The 23,342-nt window shown below is 66.5% G+C and carries 28 protein-coding genes; 13 read left to right on the forward strand and 15 right to left on the reverse strand.

The genetic code is table 11. The annotated features are described in order from the left end of the window. Positions 1–177: 177 nt before the first annotated feature. Entirely contained in the window at positions 178–1,791 is a 1,614-nt protein-coding gene (locus tag AC6I6X_RS17705; RefSeq protein ID WP_497931880.1) for a spermidine synthase, read from the forward strand. A 48-nt stretch (positions 1,792–1,839) separates the two neighbouring features. Here the strand turns inward: AC6I6X_RS17705 and AC6I6X_RS17710 are convergent, their stop codons facing one another. Together AC6I6X_RS17710 and AC6I6X_RS17715 are read right to left on the reverse strand one after the other, a co-directional pair. Then, a complete protein-coding gene (locus AC6I6X_RS17710) occupies positions 1,840–2,388 on the reverse strand; it encodes a GNAT family N-acetyltransferase (protein ID WP_497931881.1) in 549 nt (182 codons plus the stop codon). Between the two features lie 54 nt (positions 2,389–2,442). Then, entirely contained in the window at positions 2,443–3,306 is an 864-nt protein-coding gene (locus AC6I6X_RS17715; protein ID WP_497931882.1) for an SDR family oxidoreductase, read from the reverse strand. A 140-nt stretch (positions 3,307–3,446) separates the two neighbouring features. On the opposite strand from AC6I6X_RS17715, the gene AC6I6X_RS17720 reads away from it, so the two are divergent. Further along, complete coding sequence (locus AC6I6X_RS17720) at positions 3,447–4,034, forward strand: CNNM domain-containing protein (protein WP_497931883.1); 588 nt, start codon at positions 3,447–3,449, stop codon at positions 4,032–4,034. 28 nt (positions 4,035–4,062) lie between these two features. Here AC6I6X_RS17720 and AC6I6X_RS17725 read toward each other — a convergent pair whose 3' ends face one another. From AC6I6X_RS17725 to AC6I6X_RS17735, 3 genes are all read right to left on the reverse strand, one after another. Further along, the gene (locus AC6I6X_RS17725; RefSeq protein ID WP_497931884.1) at positions 4,063–4,674 is read right to left on the reverse strand and encodes a VOC family protein; all 612 of its coding nucleotides are present in this window, start codon (positions 4,672–4,674) and stop codon (positions 4,063–4,065) included. Between the two features lie 156 nt (positions 4,675–4,830). Continuing rightward, on the reverse strand, positions 4,831–5,259 hold the full coding sequence (locus AC6I6X_RS17730; RefSeq protein WP_497931885.1) for a universal stress protein: 429 nt from the start codon (positions 5,257–5,259) through the stop codon (positions 4,831–4,833). A 209-nt stretch (positions 5,260–5,468) separates the two neighbouring features. Further along, entirely contained in the window at positions 5,469–7,145 is a 1,677-nt protein-coding gene (locus tag AC6I6X_RS17735; protein WP_497931886.1) for an acetate--CoA ligase, read from the reverse strand. Between the two features lie 103 nt (positions 7,146–7,248). On the opposite strand from AC6I6X_RS17735, the gene AC6I6X_RS17740 reads away from it, so the two are divergent. The 4 genes from AC6I6X_RS17740 (at position 7,249) to AC6I6X_RS17755 (ending at position 10,858) form a co-directional block, all read left to right on the forward strand. Next, the gene (locus tag AC6I6X_RS17740) at positions 7,249–7,881 is read left to right on the forward strand and encodes a class I SAM-dependent methyltransferase (protein ID WP_497931887.1); all 633 of its coding nucleotides are present in this window, start codon (positions 7,249–7,251) and stop codon (positions 7,879–7,881) included. Between the two features lie 182 nt (positions 7,882–8,063). After that, positions 8,064–9,191, forward strand: a complete 1,128-nt coding sequence (pdhA, locus tag AC6I6X_RS17745) for a pyruvate dehydrogenase (acetyl-transferring) E1 component subunit alpha (protein WP_497931888.1) — start codon at positions 8,064–8,066, stop codon at positions 9,189–9,191. Between the two features lie 74 nt (positions 9,192–9,265). Further along, complete coding sequence (locus AC6I6X_RS17750) at positions 9,266–9,763, forward strand: hypothetical protein (RefSeq protein ID WP_497931889.1); 498 nt, start codon at positions 9,266–9,268, stop codon at positions 9,761–9,763. Positions 9,764–9,883: 120 nt separating this feature from the next. Further along, positions 9,884–10,858 (forward strand): radical SAM protein, encoded by a 975-nt coding sequence (locus AC6I6X_RS17755; RefSeq protein WP_497931890.1) that lies wholly within the window; start codon positions 9,884–9,886, stop codon positions 10,856–10,858. Positions 10,859–10,915: 57 nt separating this feature from the next. Here the strand turns inward: AC6I6X_RS17755 and AC6I6X_RS17760 are convergent, their stop codons facing one another. Next, positions 10,916–11,434, reverse strand: a complete 519-nt coding sequence (locus AC6I6X_RS17760; protein ID WP_497931891.1) for a gamma carbonic anhydrase family protein — start codon at positions 11,432–11,434, stop codon at positions 10,916–10,918. Positions 11,435–11,604: 170 nt separating this feature from the next. Next, positions 11,605–11,874 carry a hypothetical protein gene (locus AC6I6X_RS17765; protein WP_497931892.1) on the reverse strand — a complete coding sequence of 90 codons (270 nt, stop codon included), beginning with the start codon at positions 11,872–11,874 and terminating at the stop codon, positions 11,605–11,607. Between the two features lie 163 nt (positions 11,875–12,037). On the opposite strand from AC6I6X_RS17765, the gene AC6I6X_RS17770 reads away from it, so the two are divergent. After that, on the forward strand, positions 12,038–12,676 hold the full coding sequence (locus tag AC6I6X_RS17770; protein WP_497931893.1) for a metallophosphoesterase family protein: 639 nt from the start codon (positions 12,038–12,040) through the stop codon (positions 12,674–12,676). 146 nt (positions 12,677–12,822) lie between these two features. On the opposite strand, the gene AC6I6X_RS17775 is transcribed toward AC6I6X_RS17770, so the two are convergent. After that, positions 12,823–13,473: a dienelactone hydrolase family protein gene (locus tag AC6I6X_RS17775; RefSeq protein WP_497931894.1), complete on the reverse strand. Its 651-nt coding sequence runs from the start codon at positions 13,471–13,473 to the stop codon at positions 12,823–12,825. Between the two features lie 79 nt (positions 13,474–13,552). Then, on the reverse strand, positions 13,553–14,347 hold the full coding sequence (locus AC6I6X_RS17780) for an alpha/beta fold hydrolase (RefSeq protein WP_497931895.1): 795 nt from the start codon (positions 14,345–14,347) through the stop codon (positions 13,553–13,555). Positions 14,348–14,664: 317 nt separating this feature from the next. Here AC6I6X_RS17780 and AC6I6X_RS17785 point away from each other — a divergent pair, with 317 nt between their 5' ends. Then, positions 14,665–15,234 carry a class I SAM-dependent methyltransferase gene (locus AC6I6X_RS17785; protein ID WP_497931897.1) on the forward strand — a complete coding sequence of 190 codons (570 nt, stop codon included), beginning with the start codon at positions 14,665–14,667 and terminating at the stop codon, positions 15,232–15,234. Positions 15,235–15,246: 12 nt separating this feature from the next. Here AC6I6X_RS17785 and AC6I6X_RS17790 read toward each other — a convergent pair whose 3' ends face one another. The 3 genes from AC6I6X_RS17790 to AC6I6X_RS17800 form a co-directional block, all read right to left on the reverse strand. After that, complete coding sequence (locus tag AC6I6X_RS17790) at positions 15,247–15,885, reverse strand: class I SAM-dependent methyltransferase (protein ID WP_497931898.1); 639 nt, start codon at positions 15,883–15,885, stop codon at positions 15,247–15,249. 226 nt (positions 15,886–16,111) lie between these two features. Next, positions 16,112–16,306, reverse strand: coding sequence for a cold-shock protein (locus AC6I6X_RS17795; RefSeq protein ID WP_250140215.1), 195 nt, complete (start codon positions 16,304–16,306; stop codon positions 16,112–16,114). 199 nt (positions 16,307–16,505) lie between these two features. Then, the gene (locus AC6I6X_RS17800; protein WP_497931899.1) at positions 16,506–16,688 is read right to left on the reverse strand and encodes a DUF7501 family protein; all 183 of its coding nucleotides are present in this window, start codon (positions 16,686–16,688) and stop codon (positions 16,506–16,508) included. A 159-nt stretch (positions 16,689–16,847) separates the two neighbouring features. On the opposite strand from AC6I6X_RS17800, the gene AC6I6X_RS17805 reads away from it, so the two are divergent. Then, complete coding sequence (locus AC6I6X_RS17805; protein WP_497931900.1) at positions 16,848–17,312, forward strand: nucleoside deaminase; 465 nt, start codon at positions 16,848–16,850, stop codon at positions 17,310–17,312. A 51-nt stretch (positions 17,313–17,363) separates the two neighbouring features. Here the strand turns inward: AC6I6X_RS17805 and AC6I6X_RS17810 are convergent, their stop codons facing one another. Both AC6I6X_RS17810 and AC6I6X_RS17815 read right to left on the reverse strand, forming a co-directional pair. Then, entirely contained in the window at positions 17,364–17,654 is a 291-nt protein-coding gene (locus AC6I6X_RS17810; protein ID WP_497931901.1) for a DUF5518 domain-containing protein, read from the reverse strand. A gap of 187 nt (positions 17,655–17,841) precedes the next feature. Further along, positions 17,842–18,303, reverse strand: coding sequence for a phosphopantetheine adenylyltransferase (locus tag AC6I6X_RS17815; protein WP_497931902.1), 462 nt, complete (start codon positions 18,301–18,303; stop codon positions 17,842–17,844). A 642-nt stretch (positions 18,304–18,945) separates the two neighbouring features. On the opposite strand from AC6I6X_RS17815, the gene AC6I6X_RS17820 reads away from it, so the two are divergent. The 4 genes from AC6I6X_RS17820 (at position 18,946) to AC6I6X_RS17835 (ending at position 22,568) form a co-directional block, all read left to right on the forward strand. Then, the gene (locus AC6I6X_RS17820; protein ID WP_497931903.1) at positions 18,946–19,710 is read left to right on the forward strand and encodes an aldo/keto reductase; all 765 of its coding nucleotides are present in this window, start codon (positions 18,946–18,948) and stop codon (positions 19,708–19,710) included. A 392-nt stretch (positions 19,711–20,102) separates the two neighbouring features. Beyond that, the gene (locus AC6I6X_RS17825) at positions 20,103–20,336 is read left to right on the forward strand and encodes a hypothetical protein (RefSeq protein ID WP_497931904.1); all 234 of its coding nucleotides are present in this window, start codon (positions 20,103–20,105) and stop codon (positions 20,334–20,336) included. Beyond that, entirely contained in the window at positions 20,333–20,875 is a 543-nt protein-coding gene (locus AC6I6X_RS17830) for a hypothetical protein (protein ID WP_497931905.1), read from the forward strand. Before AC6I6X_RS17825 ends, AC6I6X_RS17830 begins: the two co-directional genes overlap by 4 nt. Before the next feature lie 301 nt (positions 20,876–21,176). Next, a complete protein-coding gene (locus AC6I6X_RS17835; RefSeq protein WP_497931906.1) occupies positions 21,177–22,568 on the forward strand; it encodes an FAD-binding oxidoreductase in 1,392 nt (463 codons plus the stop codon). 105 nt (positions 22,569–22,673) lie between these two features. Here AC6I6X_RS17835 and AC6I6X_RS17840 read toward each other — a convergent pair whose 3' ends face one another. Further along, entirely contained in the window at positions 22,674–23,096 is a 423-nt protein-coding gene (locus tag AC6I6X_RS17840) for a CBS domain-containing protein (RefSeq protein ID WP_497931907.1), read from the reverse strand. Positions 23,097–23,342: the final 246 nt, after the last annotated feature.

The raw sequence follows: 23,342 nt of genomic DNA on the forward strand, positions 1-23,342 counted from the left end.
GTGTCTGCTCGCGCTCCACAAATTCTAACTGAATGTCGGTGCTAGGTAGCGTGAGGCGGTTGAATTCGGGCATGGATACCGCGAATTCCACCGCCTCGCTTCTTCAAACTCTAATCTGAACAGCGCCCCCGGTCGAGCCGACAGGTACTCACGGGCGGCCCCATTCAGTGCCGACACATGGCAGGACGGGCACTGACGACGTACCAGCCCACGAAACCCGAACTCGCCGTACTGATCTCGGGGATCGTCAGCATGGGCCTCGAGATACTCGCGGTTCGGATCGTCGCACCGCAGTTCGGGAGCCACATCTACACCGTCGGCGGCATCCTGACGGTCTTTCTCGCGGCCCTGAGCCTGGGCTACTGGCAGGGCGGCAAACGATCGGTCGCGGCCACGAATCGGGAGATGGTCTGGATCATGCTCGCGACGGCGACCTACGTCGCCGTAGTCGTCTACGCGAGCGATCTGTTGCTCACCGCGACGGCGACGCTCGCGGTCCCGCCACGGTACGCCTCGCTGCCGGCCGTGATCCTCCTGTTCGGGCCGCCGACGTACCTTCTTGGCTTCATCAGCCCCTACGCGGCCGAACTCTCGCGGAAGGAGGGAACCGGCGAGGCTTCGGGCCACGTCTACGCGCTGGGGACGATCGGGAGCATCCTCGGCTCGGGCGCGACCACGTTCGTCCTCGTGCCGGCGCTCACGATTTCACAGATCGGCGTCCTCTTCGGTCTCGTCCTCGTCGGGACGGCGGTCGCCCTGACGCTACCGTCGCTCCCGCGAAAGCCGACCGTCGCGAGCGTGGTCGTCGTGCTGTTGCTCGTCGGCGCCGCGGGTGGCACTCCGATCGCGTACGACTACCGCGGCGAGGTCGTCTACGAGACCCAGACGCCCTACCAGCAACTCGAGGTCGTCGACGACGGCGACGTCCGGACGCTGTACCTCGACGGCGCGCGCCACAGCGCGATCGACCTCGAAGACCCCGATCGCCACGTCTTCACCTACACGGAGTACTTCCACCTGCCGATGCTGATGACCGACGACGTCGACGACGTCGATCGGGTCCTGTTCATCGGCGGGGGCGGCTACACCGGCCCGCAGGACTTCGCGGAGCAGTACGACGCGACCGTCGACGTGGTCGAGATCGATCCCGAGGTGACCGACGCAGCCGAGACCTACTTCGATCTCGATCGCGGAGAGGTCAGCGTTCACACGGGAGACGGCCGTCAGTTCCTCCAGCGGACCGACGAGACCTACGATCTGATCGTCCTCGACGCCTTCAAGAAAGAGCAGGTTCCGTTCCACCTGACGACCGTCGAGTTCATGGAACTGCTCTCCGATCGGCTGAGCGAGGACGGGATGGTCCACGCGAACGTGATCTCGGCACCCAGCGGGCCGGCCGGCGAGTTCTACCGCGCCCAGTACAAGACGATGGCCGAGGTCTTTCCGACGGTCTCCAGTTACCGCACGTCGGACCTGAACGCGATCCAGAACGTCCAGCTCGTGGCCTCGAAGGACGACACGCGGCTCACGAAAGCCGAACTCCGCGATCGAAACGCCGCGCGGGAGACGGGGGTCGACCTCGAATACGCGATCGACAACCGGATGGCCGAACCCGACACCGACGACGCGCCGGTGCTGACCGACGATCGGGGCGAGGTCGATAGCCTGCTGGACCCGATGCTGGGACAGCGCTACGTGATCGAGGAGACCGACGGAACCGAAACCACGGGCGAACCCGCAGCCATGATCGGCGGGGACCGGACGACGCGGGCCCCGATCGCCACCTCCTGAGAGCGCCGGACGAGGCCCGGCTACGGTTCGGACCGCGACGGGACGACGTCACTCCCGCCACTCCTCGCGGAGCAGTCCGTACTGGACGGTGTCGCGGTACTCGCCGTCGACGAACCGGTCTTTCCGGAGACGCCCCTCTTCGACGAATCCGAGCGACTCGAGCAGTCCGCGGGAGGCGTCGTTGAAATCGTAGGCGACCGCCCAGACGCCCGGCGCGTCGTAGACGCGGAACACGTAGTCGATGACCAGCGACACGGCCTCCCGGCCGTACCCCTCGCCGTGGACTTCGGGGATCAGCCAGTACCCCAGTTCGGGGCGTCGCCAGTCGGCGTCCGCGACCGAGACGACGCCGATCGGCCGCACGTCGTCGCTCCCATCCGATCGCGGCGTCGTCTCCCCGTCCTCGAGACAGACGAGGAATCGATCGTCGTCGGCGTCGTCGAACTCCGCTTCGAGTTCCGACCGGGACCTGATCGGCGTCCCGAGCGGATATCGAAGCTCCGGATTCGCACAGCCGCGCTGGAGGAACGGGACGTCTTCCTTCTCGACCGTCCTGAGCGTGACTCGATCGCCGTCCCGAACGCGTGCGCCTGGCATGTGTTTGCCAGGCCTGTCGGCCCGTATATGTTTTCCGTCCGATTGCAGGCGGCGTCACTCGGAACGGCTGTAGTCGGGATCGAACATCTGGGCCGACATCGGGGCCGGATCGCCCTCGGTCAGGTTGTACTGCGAGAAATCCTCGACGCCGGCGTCCCGGAGGAACTCCTCGTCGTAGACGGCGTGCCCCGTAAACTCGGCCGGATCGCGGCTGAGAATCTCGAGGACGGTATCCGCGACGATGTCGGGCGTCCGCCAGTCGTCCTCGGTCCCGAGTCCGAAGTAGCGGGTCGCCCGGGTGTCGATCGCCGTGACCGGCCAGAAAGCGTTACAGCCCACGTCGTCCCCGCTCAGTTCGGTGGCGAGCGAGAGCGTCAGGAACGACATCCCGAGTTTCGACCACGCGTAGGGCGCTTCGCCGGGGGCCCGATCGACGGTCACCGGCGGCGCGTTGGTCAGCAGCCAGGCGTCGTCGACCTCCCGGAGGTGGTCGACGAACGCCCGCGAGGTGAGGTACGTGCCGCGGACGTTGACATCCGTCAGGAGATCGAAGCGGTTCGGCGGGAGGTCCGCGACGGTCGACAGCTGGATTGCGCTCGCGTTGTTGATGACGATGTTGACCTCGCCGAACTCGTCGATCGCGCGCTCGGCGGCCGCCTCGACGTTCGCCTCGTCGCGGACGTTCAACTGGATCGGGAGCGCTTCGACACCGCGTTCGCGGACTTCGCGAGCCGTCTCCTCGATCGACCCCTCGAGGTCGCTGTCTTCGTAGTCCTCGTCCGTCTCGCTCGTCTTGCCCGTCGAGACGATATTACAGCCCTGCTCGGCGAGCGCGAGCGCGATCGCCTTTCCGATTCCGCGGGTGGTTCCGGTGATGAAGGCCGTCTGGCCGGACAGATCCGGTTTCTTCAGCGACATACCACCAGTATTCGTGACCGAGCGTATAGTTGTCGGGGGCGGACTCGATTTCGGCGGCGGCCGCTGGGAGCGGCCAGCGACTGTGGCTCGCAGCCCGATCGGTGCGTGGCTTTTTGTCCCGGGTGGTCCAACGACCGCCGATGACGGATTTCGGACTCCTCCCGGCCGGGATCGTGGCGGTGTGTGCGCTGCTGGCGATCAGCGCCTTCTTCTCGAGCAGCGAAATCGCGCTCTTCTCGCTGCAACCCGAGTGGATCGAGTCACGGGCGGCGACCGGCGACGCCGACGCGACGACCCTCGCCGCGCTGGCCGAGAACAGCCACCGACTGCTCGTAACCCTGCTCGTGGGGAACAACGTCGTCAACATCGCGATCTCGAGCATCACGACCGTCCTCGCGGTCACCTACCTGCCCCCGACGGAAGCGACCGTGGTGGCGACGGTCGTCGCCAGTTCGCTCGTGTTGATCGCCGGCGAGATCCTCCCCAAGTCCTACGGCCTGGGTCACGCCGAGACGTGGAGCCTCCGGGTGGCTCGACCGCTGGCCGCGATCCAGCGGCTCCTCTACCCGCTCGTGTTCGTCTTCGATCTCCTCACGCGCGGCCTGAGCGAACTCCTCGACGGTGATCCGGAGCTCGAACGGCCGTACGAGAGCGCCGAGGCGGAGACCGGGGCCGACCCCGCGAGCGAGGGGGCGTCCGCGGTAACCGATCGCGCCGGCGGGCGATGAATCGACGCCAGCGTCGGCCGATACGCCCTCAGACGCCGGCGCCGGTCGGGGCGTCCGGCAACTCGTGTTTCTCGACTTCGATCCCCAGTTCCTCGAGTGCGGCCTCGAGGTGACGCTCTTCGGCGAAGTCGACCCCGTCCGCCTCGCGGAGCCGCTGGGCGGTGGCCAGCACCTCGCCGCGACGGTCGTCCGGGATCGAGAACTTGTCCGTCGCGAGTTCGATCGTTAGGCCGTTGTGATCGCGAGTGTACAGCGAGTGGAAGATGCCGCGATCGAACTCGTTGTAGCCGCGGCCGGCGTCCTCGAGCGCCTCCTTCGTCTCGACGAATCGCTCGGGATCGACCGAGAACGAGAGGTGGTGGACCGAGCCGATCTGGTGCTGGAGCGGACGGGGATTCGAGCCTCGATCGTCGCTGACGAAGAAGGTGAGAATCCGGCCGTCGCCCGTGTCGAAGAAGAGGTGCGTCGAGTCCGGATCGTCGAGGTTGGGCTGTCTGAGAACGAGGGGCATCCCCAGTAGATCGCGGTAGAACGCGATCGTGTCCGCCTCGTTGCTCCCGATCAGCGTGATGTGGTCGGTTCCGGAGAGCCGAATCGGGCTCTCGGGCAGGTCCGCGGTGATTTCCGGATCGTCCGTCATAGGCGCTCGTAGGCGTTCGAGACGTAAACCGCTGCGCCTCCCGGAGACTGGTCCCGCGACGCGGTCGGAGGAGTGTCATACGGTCTGTCGTGATTCGTTCCCAGCGATCGCCGCCCCCGTCGGGCGATCACCGGGAGAACGTTACAACGATCCGTATCAGTCCTCGTCCCCGCCCGCACCCGTCACGACGACCGGCCGATCGGTGTTGAGAATGATCGACTGCGTGACGCTCCCGAAGACGGCCTTGCCGACGGGGGAGCGTTTCCGCCCGCCGAGGACGATGGCGTCGACGTCGTACTCGTCGGCCCACTCGAGGATGTCGTCCTCCGTGTCGCCGCTGTCTTCGAGGATCGTCACGTCAACGTCGTGGTCCTCGAGGTGTTCCTGGGCCGTCCGGACGGAGCCGATCCGCGAGGCCGATTTGAACTGCTCGAACTCCTTGGGGAGATCCTCCCCCTCGTCGGTGAAGACGAACAGGAGGTACGCCTCGACGGACTCGTCGGCGTCGGGCAACGACGCGACGTACTTCGCCTGTGCGAGGGCTCGCTCCTCGTTCGTGTCGACGGGTATCAGCACGCGGTGCATACCGGACAGTTCGCACAGACGACCTATAAAACCGCTAGTGCGTTCCGGACGGGTCGGAGTTCTCGTCCCGGCCTCGCCGCCAGTGGTCGGCGATCGACCGCCGACTCGTCCGCCCCCGGACCTGTCTCATACGGTTTACTGTGAGTCATTTCCGGCGCAACCGCGATCCGGGCGGCGGTTGCGCCGGTACATCGGTACAGCGATCCGTATCACTCGTCGGCGTCGGTCTCGTGTTCCCGAAGCGATCGGCGACGGATCTTGCCGGTGGTAGTCGTCGGCAGTTCGTCGACGAACGCGATCGTTCTGGGGTACTCGTACTCGGCGAGTCGATCCCGGACCAGGTCGCGGATCTCCTCGCGGAGCGTCTCGGGGTCGTACTCGTCGCTCGCTGGCTGGACGAAGGCTTTGATCGCCTCGCCGCGGGTTTCGTCGGGAACGCCGACGACGCCCGCCTGTTCGGCCTCCGGGTGATGGAGAATCGCCTCCTCGACCTCCATCGGACCGACGCGGTAGCCGCTGGTGAGGATCACGTCGTCGGTCCGGGAGACGAACCACAGGTAGCCGTCCGCGTCCCGCTCGACCAGGTCGCCCGTCAGGAACCATCCCTCGTCCGTCTGCTTCGCCGCCGTCTTCTCCGGCAGGCCCCAGTACTCGTCGAAGAAGACGCGCCGATCGGCCGGCTTTACGGCGAGTTCACCCACCTCGCCGGTCGGCACCGGGTCGCGGGTATCGGGATCGAGAAGCCGGACCTCGTAGCCGGGGAACGGCTTGCCCATGCTACCGGGTCGCGTGTCGAACCACGCCTCGGCGTTGCCGACGACGAGATTCAACTCCGTCTGGCCGTAGAAGTCGTTGATCGCGACGTCCGTGAACGTGTCGTCGACCCAGTCGACGACCTCCGCGGTGAGCGGTTCTCCCGCGGAGGCGAACGTCTCGAGGTCGAGGTCGTACGCGCGCTCGGGGTCCTCGACCGACGTCAGCATCCGGAGCGCCGTCGGCGGCATAAACGAGTGGGTGACCCCGTGGCGTTCCAGCAGGTCGAACACGTCCTCGGGGTCGAAGCCGTCCCGCGGCCAGGCGACGATCGAGCAGCCGTGGTGCCAGGCCGCAAAGAGGGTGCCACCCAGGGCCGCGCCCCACGCCCAGTCGGCCGGCGTCCAGAGGGTCGCTTCACCCGGGGCGAGCCCCTGATCGAAGTAGTTGTACGCCGCCGCGGCCCGGCCGAGCCAGAGCGCGTGGCTGTGGAGCACGCCCTTCGGCGGCCCCGTCGAGCCACTGGTGTACATGATCGCCGTCGGCGTCTCCGGCGTGGCGTCGTGGACGTCGATCCCCGGTTCGTACGACGCGAGAAGGTCGTCGAAGGCGTGGGTATCGGCGTCGCCAGCGCCGTCGACCGCCTCGCCGTCGCCGAGTTCGATCACGTGCTCCAGGGCCGCACAGTCGTCCCGGATCTCGTCGATCGTCTCGCGAACGCTCGGATCGACGACGATCGCGTTCGCCCCGCTGTCCTCGAGGCGGTACTGCAGCGCGTCGCGACCGAACAGGACCGTCAACGGGACCGAGATCGTGCCGCGTTTCCAGTTCGCGAGGTGGGTGATCGGGTTCGCGGGTTTCTGCGGAACGACGACGCCGACCCGATCGCCTGCCCCGACCCCCAGATCGGCGAGCGCGGCGGCGAGGCGGTCCGATCGATCGTCGAGGTCGTCGAAGGTGTAGGTCTCGACGCCGCCGCGCTCGGGCCGCTCGTACCGCAGGGCGACGCGGCTCGTGTCCTCGTGTTTCCGGAGGAAATCGACGGCGGGATTGAACGCCTCGGGCAGGTCCCACGCGAAGTCCTCGCGGGCCCGGTCGTAGTCGTCGTAGGTCGGCATGACAGTCCAGCTCATGGCCGGGCGTTCCGCGGCCAGCGCATAGCGTTTTTCGACACGCGACCGACACCACAATCGATTTCCGGTCGTGTCAGAAACCCTGTGCGCGAGACAGGGTACGATGGACGAGAACGCGAAATCGACCGTTCGCGACGCCTACGACGCACTCGCGGACACCTACCGAGCGGAACGATCGATCGCCGGCGACGAACGGGACTTCCTCGACGCGGTCGCCGACTCGCTGCCTGCCGAGCCCCGAGTGCTCGACGCGGGCTGCGGGCAGGGGACGCCGGTCCTGCGCCGACTGGACGACGCGGCGACCGCGATCGGGCTGGATTTCTCGCGCGAGCAATTGGCCCTGGCCGCCGGAGCCGTGCCCGATGCCCCGCTGGTCCAGGGAGACATGACAAGCCTGCCGTTCCGGGACGACGCCTTCGACGCCGTGACGGCGATCCACTCGCTGATCCACGTGCCGCTCGCGGCCCACGGGACCGTCGTCGACGAATTCGCGCGGGTACTGGCACCTGATGGCCGACTGCTGTGCTCCGAAGGGGCCGTCGAGTGGACGGGAGCGAACCCCGACTGGCTCGACAGCGGCGTCGAAATGCGGTGGGAGATCGCCGGTGCGGAGGCCACCCGATCACACCTCGAAGACGCGGGGTTCGCGATCCTCGAGCGGTGGGACGTCCCCGACACCGTCGCCGACGAGGAGGGCGCGACGAAACCGTTCTTCGTCGCTCGACTCGAGCAGTAGCGGGGACGTACGGTGGCCGGTCGGCGACGGACCCGGAACGGTGGTCGATCGCTGACGGGCCCGGAGCGTGGGGGCGATCGCTGACGGCCCCGGAACGTGGGGGCGATCGATCCGGTCCCCCCACCGGATCGGCGGCCCGCCCTGACAGTACTGTTATGGGGGCCCGGTACTACCGTGGGGACATGTCACGAGACGTGCTCGCCCGGGACGTCCTCGATCGATCGCCGGACGATCGAGTGCAGGTGCTCGACACGGACGGCACCGTCGTCGAACCGGCGCTGGAACCGGACCTCGAACCGGCGACCCTGCGGTCGATGTACCGCGATATGCGCTTCTCTCGGCGTTTCGACGAGCGGATGATCAGCCTCCAGCGGCAGGGCCGGATGGGGACCTACTCGTCGCTGGCCGGCCAGGAGGGGTCCCAGATCGGATCGACGTACGCGCTGGCCGACGACGACGTGCTCTCCTACCAGTACCGCGAACACGGCGCGCTCGTCGCCCGCGACCTCCCGTGGGAGTACCTGCTGTACTGGATGGGCCACGAGGACGGGAACGCGGCGCTCACCGAGGTGAACGTCTTTCCGCTGAACATCTCGATCGGCGGCCACCTGCCCCACGCCGTCGGCTGGTCGTGGGCGGCGAAACTGAACGACGACGAGCGCGTCACCGTCGTCCACTTCGGCGACGGGTCGACCTCCGAGGGTGACTTCCACGAGGCGATGAACTTCGCCGGGGTCTACGACACGCCGACGATCTTTTTCTGTAACAACAACCAGTGGGCCATCTCCGTCCCGCGGGAGCGCCAGACCGCGAGCGCCACGATCGCCCAGAAGGCCCGCGCCTACGGCTTCGATGGCGTCCAGGTCGACGGGATGGACCCGCTCGCGACCTACGTCGTGACCGAAGCGGCCCGCGAGAAGGCCCTCAGCGACGGCGACGATCGACCCAGGCCGATGCTCGTCGAGGCGATCCAGTACCGCTACGGCGCGCACACGACCGCGGACGATCCGGACGTCTACCGCGACAAGGCCGAGGTCGAACGCTGGCGCCGGCGCGACCCGATCGATCGGTTCGAGGCCTACCTCCGGGACCGCGGCGTGCTCGGCGACGCCCTGATCGGGGAGATCGAGGCGGAGATCGAGGACACGCTCGCGACGATCGTCGATCGCACCGAAGACGTCGAGGCGGACCCGCGCGAGATGTTCGAGTACACGTACGAGAACCCCACGCCGCGCCTCGAAGCGCAACGCGAGTACCTCGACGATCTCAGAGACAGTCACGGCGACGACGAATTACTCGATTACGAGTAGGATCGTCCATACCCGCATAAAGCGGCGAATCGGACATGAAAAAGACTACGAGACCGTCGTCCTGAGACGGCGGCATGCAACTCGAGCAGCCGTCCCAGGAGTCGACCTGGTCCGGCACGGTTCCGACGGCGATCGACGCGCGCGTAATCGGCCTCGTGGTCGTGACCGCGGCGCTCGCGGCGTCGCTGAACGTTCCCTACGGCGGCCTCCTGCTGGCCGGCGTCGCGTTCGTCGTCCTCGCGATCGGCGGCGGCGTCGTCCACCTGCTGGGCGAGCGACGACTCCGGCGGATCACCGACGGCCTCGTCGATCGGTGGCTCGACGCCGGCGCGCAGATCACCGACGTCACCCGCTCTTCGAGCGGGATGCGAACCGAGTGGACCGTCCACACCCCGGAGGGAGAGATCACGATCGGCGGCGTCGCGCTGGTTCCCATCTCGCGACTCGCCGTGGAGTGGCAGGGCGTCGGCGACGCGATGGACGCCGGCGAGGCCGAAGCGAACCTCGATCGACTCGCCGAGAGCCTCTACGCGGAGATTTTCGAGATCGGCAACGCTCCGCAGCAGTCCTGAGTCGGGTCCCTATGATATTTCGCGCGCGACGATCGGCGAGCGGGTAGCAGTTCTCCGGACGATCGTGTCGAATGATACCTTCCAACACAGCTTTGCCGATCGATCGCCATCACGTCCGACATGAGCACCGGCACGCCGAACGCGACGCCGAACCACCGCACGCTCGGGGACGACGAATTCGAGGAGCGGGTCGCGGACCTCTGGGAGCGATACGCGGACTGCGACCTGTGTGCCTACGACTGCGGAGTCGATCGAACCGCGGGGGACGTCGGTACCTGCCAGGTCGACGACACCGCGTACGTCTCCACGTACTTCCCCCACTTCGGCGAAGAAGACTGCCTGAAGGGCCACAACGGCAGCGGGACCATCTTCCTCGCCAACTGCAACATGAAGTGCGTCTTCTGCCAGAACTTCGAGACCAGCCACGAGGCCGAGGGGGAGCCAGCGACGCCAGCGGAGATCGCCGAGATGGCCCTCGAACTCGAGGCGAAGGGCTGTCACAACGTCAACTTCGTCTCGCCGACCCACCACTCGCCACACCTCGTCGAGGCCGTGAAGATCGCGACGGATCGGGGTCTCGACCTCCCGATCGTCTGGAACTGCGGCGGCTACGAGCGGACCGAGATCCTCGAGCGACTCGAGGGGATCGTCGACGTCTACATGCCCGACGTGAAGTGGGGCGACGACGCGGCCGCCGCGGCGTACTCGAAAGCGCCGAAGTACTGGTCGAACGTCACCGACTCGCTGCGGGAGATGCACCGACAGGTCGGCGACCTGGAACTCGACGACACCGGCCTCGCGACCGGCGGCCTCCTCGTGCGCCACCTCGTGATGCCGAACCACGTCGAGAGCGCGAAGCGGGTGTTCGAGTTCGTCGCCGAGGAGATCTCCGAGGAAACGTTCGTCAACGTCATGGCGCAGTACCGACCCCACTACAGGGCGAGAGACGAGGACTTCTACGCGGAGATCAGCCGCCCGATCACCGACGAAGAGTACGAGGCGGTGGTCGAACACGCCCGCGAAGCGGGGCTCGAACGACTCACGCTCGATCGATCGATGCTCGCGGACCGAACAGACTCGTTCGGCCTGTTCTGACGGCGTCAGCGGCGGTCGCGGGGACCTCGGACGCGAAACAGGGTCCGACGCAGGGGCTCACTCGAACAGGTCCTCGTGGCGCTGGGCCAGGTTCGTGTACTCCCCCGAGGAGAACTCCTCGAAGACGGCGTCGGGATCGATTCCAGTGTCCGCGAGGGGAGTCACCTCGGCGGGGACGCCTCGCACGAACGACGCCGGCGGGATGTCGTACTCGTCGGGGATCACCGTCCCCGCGGCGACGATACTCCGTTCCCCGATCGTCGCACCGGTGTTGCCCGTCGTATTGAATCCGACGAGCGCGCGCTCCTCGACGGTGACCTCGTTGAGGACGGCCCCGTGGCCTACCATCACCTCAGATTCGAGCGTCGACGCGTGAATCGTCGCGTTGTCGCCGACGTGTGCCTGTCGTCCGACGCGAACCGGACCGATGTCACCCCGCAACACGACGCCCGGCCAGACGCTCGCGTCAGCCGTGACCTCGACATCGCCCACCAGCACCGCGTCGCGGCTCACGTGCGCTGCGTCGTCGATGGTGGGGCTGGTGCCCTCGAACGCGTAGGTTCGGCTGTCGACCATATCGGCTTCGACCACGACGCCGCTCATAAGCGTTCGTTGGCGTCGTCGTGACCGTCACAGCACCCGGAATTCGATCGTTCCGCGCCGAACGCTCGACGCGGCGAGGGTAACGCCGTGATTCTCGACGCGGCCTCGTCCCTACGATTCGATCTCCGTGATCGACCCCGCCCCTACGATTCGATCTTCTCGACGATCTCTCGCGCCTGTTCTTCCGCCTTGTCCTCGCCGACGGTCTTGCTGATGAGGACGCTCGTCACCTCCCAGTCGTCCTCGCCTTCGACTTTGCCGGTTCGGACTTCGCTCCCCTCGGAGACCGATTCAGCCGGCTTCTCGGCCCAGTCGGGCGTGCGAATCTCGTCGTACCGATCGGGATCGCGAAACCGGACGTGGATGTAGTCGTCTTCGGTCTCGATTTTGTCGACGTCGGGTGTATCGGCCATGTGACGCAGTACCAGCACGACGATCCTAAAGTCGGGCCCTGAATCTGCCCGGCGCGAATCGACGACGTCGGGGATCCGAATTCGACCCTGTCCACCGCTGGGTGCCCATCGAACGCGCACGTGTCAGCAGGGGGAGTTTCCGTCTCGACCGCGAAGCACCAGCATGCTCGTCCTCGGTGACGCCCACGCGTCCGATCCGGATCGTCGCGAGGCGCTGCTCGCGCACTACCGCAGGCTCGATCCCGACTGCGTCCTGCAGGTCGGCGACCTCGAGCACTACGACCTCCCGGCACCGACGTGGTTCGTCGCGGGCAACAACGAGGACCTCGACGTGATCGACGCGCTCCGGGCGGGCGACGAGCCCGACGGAACGCGAAACGCGCACCTGCTCGCGAGTACGGCGGCCACGATCGACGGGCGCCGCGTGGCCGGGCTGTCCGGGAATTACGCGCCCACGAAGTACGACCAGCCACGATCGGCACTGTCGGGCGATCGGCGGCGACACTTCACCCGCGAGGACGTCGATCGCGCGGCCTCGCTGTCCGACGTCGACGTCCTCCTCACTCACGAGGCCCCGACCGGCCTGCTCTGGTACGGCTACGACCCCGGCTGCGAGCACGTGACCGACCTGCTCGAAACCCTCTCGCCGGAGCTCTGTCTGGTCGGACACCACCACCAGCACCGCGAGGCGACAATCGCAGGGACTCGCGTCGTGAGCCTCGCGCCAGCCTGGGAGGGGTACTACACGCTCGATCCGGAGACGCTCGACCTGACGGCCCACGATCGGGACGCGATCGAGTGACGCCGCGACAGGCGAGAACGCGCGTCGATCGCCCGAGGTCGGTCGGACCGGTCCTCGCGCCTGGACGGCGTCTTCTCCAGTGGCGGCGACAGTACTCGTCGCCCACGAATGCGTCCGCCGACGCGGACGTAGCGTCTCCGTTCGATCTACCGGTCGAGGTGCGTTACGAACCAGTCCGCGGCGTGATCGGCGACCGCCTCGAGTTCGCCCTCGCCCTCGAAGAGGTGGCCGGCACCCTCGATCACGCGGAGTTCCTTCTCGCAGGACAACGCGTCGTGGACTTCCCGGTTCAGTTCCAGGACCGACTCGTCCTCGCCGCCGACAATCAGCAACGTCGGGGCCGTCACGTCGTCGATCACCTCTTCGGCCATGTCCACGCGACCGCCCCGGGAGACGACCGCGTCGACGTCCGTCTCCGACCGGGCCGCCCCGCGCAACGCCGCCGCAGCGCCAGTACTCGAGCCGAAGTAGCCGATCGGGGTGTCGTCCCCGATCTCGCTCCGGCCCCGGACCCACGTCGTCGTGGCGACGAGCCGATCGGTCAACAGCGGGATGTCGAAGCGGTTCTCCCGGTAGCGATCCTCCGCCTCGGTCAGTAGATCGAACAGGAGGGTACCGAGGCCGCGCTTGCGAAGGGTCTCCGCGACGAAGTTGTTTCGCGGGCTGTGGCGGCTGCTGCCGCTGCCGTGGGCGAAGACGACCAGCCCACCGGCGTCGGCAGGTACGGCGAGTTCGCCCTCGAGCGTCGCATCGCCGACGGGAATGTCGGTCACGGTGTGGTGTTCGTCGATCGCCATACGCGGGACTCCACCGGCCACCTAGTTGACGGTTGGGGCGGGTGGCCAGGAGAGGCGATCGGACCTGGCCGGGCCCCGCTCACTGCTGGGGAACCCGGCGCTGCACGAAGTTCCGGACGCGAGACGAGTACGTTTCCGGGCGGTGGAGATTGCAGATGTGACCGGCACCCGTGAGGACCTCGATCCGGCCGTCTCGCGCGGCCGCCGCGTGGTCGCGCTCGCCGCGGCGCATGAGGGCGTCGTTCTCGCCGTTGAGAATCAGCGTCGACCCGGGATACGTCGAGAGCGCCTCCCGAAAGTCCCGTCCGGCGATGTCCGGCCCTGCGTCGCCGAACTGCTTCGGGTAGAAGCCGGACTCGATGATCGCCTCCTCGACGTCCGGTTGGAGATCGCGGTTGCGAACCCATCGCGTCGCGAGGCGTTCGACCGCGCGTTTGCCGATATCGGGTTTCGTGAGCAGCCTGGCGACCCCCCCGGTCGCCCGGGTGAGCAGTTCCATCCCGCGGACCGGGTTCGCGCTACTGCCGGACAGCACCAGCGCGTCCACATCGTCAGGGTGCCGGTGGGCGTACTCCGTCGCGACGTAGCCGCCCAGCGAGAGGCCGACGAGGACGGCGCTCCCGTCGGTCTCCGCGTCGATCACCCGCTGTAGCCGTTCGATCGCTGGCTCCATCCGGAAGGTATCGTCACCGTAGACGCCGTGGCCCGGCAGATCGGGCGCCACGACGTGATAGCTGTCGGCGAGCGCGCGTTGCTGTGGGAGCCACATCGTTCGCGTGAACATCGCGCCGTGTACGAACACGATCGACTGTGCATCCGTGGGGCCGGCGACGTCAACGCCGCTCGAGCCATCGTTTCCGCCAAGCAGTGTCATAGTACCCGGCCTATCACCGCGAGCGGTTTAGTGGTCCGCCCGGCGAGTTCTACCCTGTAGTGGTGATCGGATTCCGTTGTGGTGGACGACCGATCGGCCGTCGCGAGCGGACCGACCGTTCGAAAGACGAAGAGCGCTGTTTGCGTCCGAATTCCGTGTTCCGGAGTCACCTCGGCGCTGGCCGGACTCGGACGCGATAAATCGCATACCGAGATATCAAAATACAGCGACGCCGTCCAGCGTGGGCGATCGACGGCACGGTTTCGAGGGGACGGCTAGACTGATGTGCGTCCGGGTGGGGATTGGAGGTGCTAGTGATGCCGGAGGAGAACGGATCGTGGACCGAGGACGGTCGACGAGCACCGTTACAGCCGCGTGACGGCGACACGTTGGCGGACGCGATCGTCGACGACCTGCCGAAGGGCCGCGCACTCGACCTCGCGACCGGCGAGGGGCGCGTCGCGAATCTGCTCGCCGATCGCGGCTGGGACGTCCACGCCGTCGACGTCTCGCGGACCATGCTCGACCGGGCCCGCGAGCGCCGGGCCGACCGATCGGGACCCGACGGCCGTCCGAGTTCTATCGACTGGATCCTCGCCGACGTCGACAGCTACTGTTTTCCGGAGGCCGTCTACGACGTCGTGACGATCCGGTTCTTCGACGCCCGCGATCGGCTGGACGCCGTCAAAGCCGCCCTCGCACCCGGGGGTGCGCTCGTCTACGAACACCGTCTGCAGTCGGACGCGGCGGGGACGCCCGGCAACCGATACCGGTTCGAACCGAACGAACTCCTCAACGCCTGCGCGGACCTGAGCGTCCAGTACTACGCCGAGGACCCCGATCGATCGCTGGTCCGACTGGTCGCGTACGCGGATCGGGAGTCGTGAATCGGGGCCGCCTCACCGATCGGGCGGCCGAAACGCCCTGAACGTGACCCGATCGAGATCGATCGAGCGCGTTTCGACGAAGCCGGAGTCGGAGAGGACGCGATCCCAGCGGCGTTTGTACAGGGCGAGTCCGTCGACGGTCGTCTCGCGAATTTCGTCGGCTGGACGGGTCCGATCGTCGTCGGGGTCGTCCGGTTCGATCTCGGCAGTGACGAGCAACTCGGCCGTCACACGCTCCAGGTCGTCGATCAGCCAGTCACAGGACGGGTGCAAGTGCTGGAGGGTCTCGACCGAGTAGACGACGTCGAACTGGCCGTCGTCGAACGAGGGGACGACGGACTCGATCGGTCCGTGGTGAAAGGTTCCCGTCGCCGCGAGGTCGGGGTAGGTCCGTTCCATCACCTCGAACGCGTCGTCGTTGACGTCGATCCCCGCGAGCGTCGCGTACCCGTGGTCGGCGAGGTGTGCGAGGTGCCGGCCCGAACTACAGCCGAGTTCCAGCACGGCCGCGGTTCGCTCGACGCGACCGTCGAGTAGGGCCCGGAGCCGTTCGCTTCGCTCGTCGGCCCCGTAGTACGCGTAGTACGCCGGCGAGTAGGCCCGCGAACGATCCGCCCATCGGCGTCGAACGTCGTCTGCATCCTGCGTCATAGAGTGGTGAGTACTGCTGGATCGTCATCGACCGCTTCCTGATCGAGGATGGCAGCCGGGCCGCTCCCCTGCCAGATCGTCGGAATCCCCGGTCCGTTCGTCTCCGCGGGGATCGATGCGGGTACTCGTTTCGATCGGCGACTATCGGTCCGCTGCGCTGGTCGTCACGTCGCCCGGGTGATCCCGCGGTCGACCGGACGGCCGGTGGGCCGTCGTCGAATCGCCGCTAGAGGCGCTCGAGGTTGGTCGCCCGTGGCCCCTTGTCCGCCTGTTCGATCTCGAACTCGACTTCCTGTCCTTCCTCGAGGTCGGGACCACCGACGTCTTCCATGTGGAAGAAGACGTCGTCGTCGATCTCGTCCGTTTCGATGAAGCCGTAGCCGCCTGTGTCGTTGAAAAACGCGACCGTACCGGTTGGCATTACAGGTTCCTCCATCTCGTGGGAACGGTCCCGTACTCATATACCTACATGTGGCACGTGCTACGAGTATATAACAGGGCGAGCGTTCGACGGGGCCCGATCGCCGGCCACGGACGCGAACGAAAACGGAGACGGGACGCTCACGAGCGGGGTGTCGAGACACGTCGCGAACGGGGTAGCCAGGGCGTGAATCCGATCGTCACCCGCCCCACTCACCGGCGAGGTCGCCGGCGAGATTGCCCCGCCACTGATCGAAGCTGGTTTCACAGGACGCGCTCTCGTCGATGTGGTCGATGAATCCGACACCGGGGCTGGACAGTTCGTCGCCACAGAACGGGCAGGTACCGGGATCGGACCAGTTCGTCGTCGTGTTCACGGACATCTTGCGTGGACGGACCCGGAACAGAAATATAAATCTAACCGGTAAACATATGATATACCTATTACGTCATAATATGGCATAATCATTCGGTCAGTTTTGGACCGGGCGCGCCGCCCATACGGACCGGAGTTTCTTGCCGGTCCGAAGAGACCATCGAACGTGACCACAGCACCGTTCGATAGTTTCGATCACGAATCGCACATGCGCCGGGCGATCGAACTCGCTCGATCGGCCGTCGACCGGGGCGATCGGCCGTTCGGCTCCGTCCTCGTTCGCGACGACGAAATCGTCATGGAGGCCTCGAACCGCGTCCTGACCGAGGACGACGTTCGCCGACACCCGGAACTCCACCTCGCCTACCGCGCCCGTCGGGAACTCGATCCCGAAACGCGAGCGGAGACCGCGATGTACACCAGCACCGAGCCGTGTCCGATGTGTGCCGGCGGCCTCCGGTACGCCGGACTCGGGCGCGTCGTCTACAGCGTCGGGGGCGACGAGATCGAGGCGTTCACCGGTCGGGAGACGCCGGTCCGATCGGCCGCCGTCCTCGAGGGCGTCACCGAGGTCGTCGGCCCCGTGCTGAACGAGGCGGGACGGCGTCTCCACGAGGACTACGACTGGTGATCGAATCGACCGAGACGCGGTGATCGATCGCGGCGCGACGTCCGCGACGCCTCACCGCTTCTCCGCGAGAGCCACGCCGAGAACGCCGCCGAGAACGCTCAATCCGATCGTGAGCGCCGCAACGAACAGCAGGGCGAAGACAACGATCACGCCGAACGCGGACGGTCCGGCGCCGAGGAGCATGAAGAACGCGATCAAGGCGAACGCAGAGTACGGGACGACCATCACCAGCCCGGCGATCGCCCCGACCGTCACCCCATCGTTCGTCTCGCCACCCTCGAGATAGCCGGCGATCGCGCCGCCGGCGATCGTCGAGACGAGCGGGACGAACGAGAGGATCACGCGAGAGGATCACGCCGGCGAGGCCGCCGATCAGTCCGTTGAGGACGGTACCGAAGCCGTCGTCGGACCGCTGGCGATCGTCGACCGGAGGGGTGCCGAAATCGGAATCGGAAGGCTCGGGAACCATGCGCTCGACTAGAGACCCCCCGAGATGAAAAGTGTTGGAACCTGACACCGGGCGTTCGGATCACTCGGACACGGCACCGTGTTCGTCGATCTCACCCTCGACGATCCGGGTCGAAGAGATGCGGTCGCCGTCGTCGGCGAGCACGTACGGGGCCACGATCCCCGTGAGCGGGTCGAAGCCACGATCCCTGCGCGCCTCGTTTATCGCCACGAGTTCGTCCGCAGTCTCGGGCGAGACGACCAGCGCGTCGATCGACGGATCGTCCGTCACGATATCGTGGGGATCCGTGAGCGTCCTGATCGTCACGTCACGGTCCCACTCGTCGATCGCCGCGAACGCCGCGGCGACCGATCGCTCGCGGTCTTCGAACGCCGGAACGGGGCGCGATCGAGACGCGTTCGCGAGCGTGTCGCTCGTCAGGCCGACGACGACGCCGTCCTCGCCGAACCGGAGCGCGTGCTCGAACAACAGGCGGTGTCCGTCGTGAATCGGTCCGAAGGTGCCGGCGACTGCGACGCGCATGTGTCGAACGACGGTGCCGAGCCACAAGAAGCGCGTGGCGTCCATCGACGGGTGGGAACAGGTTCGATGGATCGTGTCCAGGGACGAATCGTCCCGGACTCGATCGCCACGTACCGGACCTGATCGCCATTCGGGCAGTGACCGGACTGTCGACACGTCTCGACTGCCGGAGACGACAGCCCCGGAGCGGCGACTATCGTCTCGTGGTGAAAAAACAACCGGACGAAACCACGATCTGGAGCCGAACGAGAGCGCGTTCCGCAGTCGTCTAGCCCTGGTGTCGTTCACGACCACACTTGCGCGCGGTCGCTACTGGGCCGTGACACCGATCCACGACGTGGATCGATCGTGGACCGCGGTCGTCTCCGTCGAGGGAGACCTCGGTTCCGCGTGACCGGAGCGTCGGTTGTCCCTCGCATCCGGTTCGACGGCGTCGAACCGAATCGTTCGGTGTCTCCTCGTGGCCTCGTCCGCCACAGTATGTGCTACGGTACCAATGGACATAACGGTTCCGCAGGTCGTGTGACCGACAGGTCAGAATCGAAGACAGCGGTGCCACGGGAACGAGTCGGGACCGGCGAGAGCCTCGACCGGGGCGCGCCGAACGACGGGGCTTATCACCGTGACCGCCCGACGACCGGTATGGACCTCCCGCCGATCGGACTCGGAACCATGGGAATCGAAGATTCCGACGTGATCGAGACGGCCCTCGAGATCGGCTATCGGCACCTCGACACGGCCAGAATCTACGAGAACGAACGCGTCGTCGGGGCGGGGCTGGCAGCGAGCGACGTCCCCCGCGAGGACGTGACCGTCGCGACGAAACTCTGGGTCGACGACCTCGATCCCGATCGCGTCCGGCCGGCCACCGAGGAGAGCCTCGATCGACTCGGACTCGATCGGCTGGACCTCCTGTACGTCCACCGTCCGCGCGGCCCGTACGAGCCCTCGACAACGCTGCCGGCCCTCGACGCGCTCGTCGAGGACGGCCTCGTCTCGTCGATCGGGCTCTCGAACTTCACGGTCGACCAGGTCTCGACCGCCCGAGAGCACCTCGACGCCCCCATCGTGGCCCATCAGGTCGAACGGCATCCGTTGTTCGCGCGGGACGCGGTCCTCGCCGACGCGCGGGCGAACGGGTACCCACTCGTCGCGTACTCGCCACTGGCAGGCGGTCGCGTCGGGGACGTCCCCGCCGTACAGGCAGTCGCCGACAAACACGACGCCACGCCCGAATCGGTCGCGATCGCCTGGCTCGTCGGCACCGACGGCGTCGTCACGGTTCCAAAAGCCTCCTCACGTGCACACCTGGAGTCGAACCTGGCCGCCGCCGACATCGACCTGGACGCCGAGGACCGGGCGCGAATCGCGTCGATCGATCGGGAGGAGGAACTGTTTCCGGAGTAGGGAGGTCGGACGTGTCGGCGCGGTCGGTGTCACTGGGCGATCGTCGCCGGCCGCTCCGGCGTTACCCACCGTTTCCGCGACAGATACCACGTTCTCGAACCGCTCCCGGAGTCTGTTCCCCACGACTGGCGCCGTGGGATCGCCGTAATCAGGCTCGCAGACGGCTCGCTTGCGCCGTCGAGCGGGGCGTCGACTCCGGGTCCGGGGGCTGTCCGCGAATCCGGGTCCAGGGGCTGTCCGCGAATCCGGGGCGATCCAGCCGCGACCAGATCGATCGCTTGCACCCGCTGAGCACCGCGCAACAGGTGCACGGGCGTCAGCGATTGCACAGAATTCACGAGATACGTACACGTTCTCTCGACTCGTAGCGATCGGTGCCGGGAGGCGTATCCATGACAAACGACCTACAATCGGAAGACAGTACGACGGCGCTCCAGGTAGCATGTGACACGGAAATTTCGGGCTGTGTCTTTCTCGTGCGTACCGAGGAGGACGACAGAGATCGACTGCTGGAAATCACGCAGGAGCACGTCAAAGAACAGCACGGAGAGGACGTCAGCCTCGACGAAATCGAAGATCAGCACGTGGAGACGGTCGAGGTCGAACACGGAGGACTGGACCGATGAGTCTCGATCAAGCGACGGCTGACCGACATCGAACCGCGCACGAACTCGATCGCGGGACGCGAATCGGCTCGCTCCTGATGGCGTTCGCGGGCGTCGCCTTCGTCGGCTACGGGGTCGTCTTCCTCGCCAGAACGTTCTTCGGGAGCGGGTTCGAACTCGGCGTGGCGACCCTGAACGGGGTGACACCGGCGGAACTCAACGCGATCGATCCGGCGATCATGCACTACATCAACCACCTGCACGTCGCGACGGCGGCGTTTATCATCGCCACCGGGATCGCCATTACGGCGCTCTCGTGGTACGGCGTCCGCGGCGGGCACCTGTGGGCATGGGCAACGGCGATCGTCAGCGCCGTGGTTGGCCTGGCGATCGCCCTCCCGATGCACTACGCCGACCTCTTCACCCACGACTGGGTGACACACCTCGGCCCCATCTACCTCGCGACGATCGTGTTCGTGGTCGGCGCCGTCCTCGCCTACCCGGGGAGTGAATCCGGTCCCCGGACGGCGGAAGCTGGCGAGGAGTCCCGATCGACCTGATCGCCGGCTTTTGGGCGTCCGTCGATCGGGTGGACCCCGTTCCAGTCACTCGGTTTCTCTCGCCCGCGGCGATCGAATCCGGTCTCTCTCAGCGGCGAAGACGGTGCCCAGTACGTCGGCGTCGGGACGACGGTGGCCGGATGGCCGAGACGATCGACGCGCCGAGCCGCGTCGCGAACAGGACTCGATTGCAGACCGTGAGTGCCGGTCACCGTCTGCAAACTGGGCACTGGCCGTACGAGTCCCACCGGATACCTACATGATCGTTCCCGCTGTGTTCTCCTGTGAAAGGTGATACCTGATGGCAACCTACGTAGGAGACAGTATCGAGGCAACCGTCGACCGATTACGGGACGAGTTCCGGGGTGACCTGATCGAACCCGACGATCCGGAGTACGACGACGCACGTACGATCTACAACGCGATGATCGACAAGCAGCCGGGGCTGATCGCCCGCTGTACCGACGTCGCGGACGTGATCGAGGCCGTGACGGCCGCCCGCGAGCACGACCTCGAAATCGCGATCCGGAGCGGCGGTCACAACGGACCGGGGCTCGCGCTGGTGGACGACGGACTGGTCCTCGACCTGTCCGAGATGACGGGGATTCAGGTCGATCCCGACGCGCAGACCGTGCGAGTCGAAGCCGGGTGTACCTGGGGCGACGTCGATCACGCGACCCACGCCTTCGGCCTGGCGACGGTCAGCGGCGTCGTCTCCACGACCGGCGTCGGCGGCCTGACACTGGGGGGCGGCCACGGCTACCTGTCCCGCAAGTACGGACTGACGATCGATAACCTGCTGGGTGCGGACGTCGTGCTTGCCGACGGCCGACTGGTTCACGCGAGCGAAGACGAGAATCCGGACCTGTTCTGGGCGCTTCGGGGCGGCGGCGGCAACTTCGGCGTCGTCACCTCGTTCGAGTTCCAGTTACATCCGGTCGAGACGGTCGTCGCTGGCCCGCTGTTCTGGCCGATCGAGGACCTAGAGGAGACCGTGCGCTGGTACCGCGAGTGGCTACCGGAGGCCCCGGAAGACGCGTACGCCGCCTACGTCGTCGCCGAAGTGCCGGGTGATCCTTTCCCGGAGGAAATCCACGGCGAGAACGTCTGCGGCCTCGTCTGGTGCCACCTCGGGACGGAAGCCGAGTCCGAGGCCGCGATCCAGTCGGCGCGAGACGCCGCGACGCCGCTGTTCGAACACGTCGAGTCGATGCCCTACCCGACGCTCCAGAGCCTGTTCGACGACCTCTACCCGCCGGGCGACCAGTGGTACTGGAAGGGCGACTTCTTCGACGATTTGACGGACGAGGCGATCGCCGAGCACGAGCGCTTCGCCGAGGTGCCGACCCCGCAGTCGGGGATGCACCTCTACCCCATCGACGGCGCCGTCCACGACGTGGACGCGGACGAAACCGCCTGGAACCATCGCGACGTCACCTGGTCGATGGTCATCTTCGGCGTCGATCGGGACCCGTACAAGCGCGACCTGATCGCCGACTGGACCCGGGACTACTGGGAGGCGGTCCACCCGCACTCGGCCGGTGCGGCGTACGTCAATTTCATGATGGAGGAGGGGGACGACCGGATTCGGGCGACCTACGGCGACAACTACGAGCGACTGCAGGAGGTCAAGGCGCGGTACGATCCCCACAACGTCTTCCACGTGAACCAGAACGTCGAACCGTCGACGTGAGTCGCGCCGATCGTTCTACGAACCGGCGCGATCGGGTCGGAAGACGACCCGTCCACGCTGGACGAATTCGATGGAGAGTCGGCCAGCGCCGACGGTACGAACTCGTCAGTACTCCGGTCGCTGGGCCTGGATAACGTCCGCGAACTGCATGTGTTCGTCGGCGAGGAGTTCGTTGAGGTCGTCGAACGTGATGATCCCGACCAGTTCGTCGTTGTCGTCGCAGACCGGGAGTCGACGGACGCCGTGTTCGCTCATCAGTTCAGTCGCCTGGTAGAACCCGGCAGTGTCGTCGATGGTCGTCGGATCGTCGGACATGACGTCGCTCGCCATCGTATCCGCCGGATCCATCCCGTCACCGATCACGCGCGTCGCGAGGTCGCGGTCGGTGACGATTCCGATCGGTTCGTCGCCGTCTGTGATCACGATACTGCCGACGTGGGACTCGTCCATCCGTGTTGCGAGTTCCTGAACGGACTCGTCTTCGGATGCCGTTACGACGTCGCTTCGGGCAAGGTTTTCGATAGGCATGAACCCGCGTTCCCGTCCCACTGATACGGATATAAACCCACGTTCCACCTCCACGGTATCGTGACTATCACGCACGGTGATGGGACGACGGCGCAACCGATGGCCGTCGAGTCAGCGTTCGAGACCGCTCCTCGATCGGGTCCGAAGCCGCTCCCGAACGCTCTGGAGAGGGCGATTCAGAACTACGAGCGAGGCCGATCCGGATCTACGAGTCGTTCGGTGCCGACGCCGTGGGGATCTGCACGA

The organism is Halosolutus sp. YCN4, from assembly GCF_059736495.1.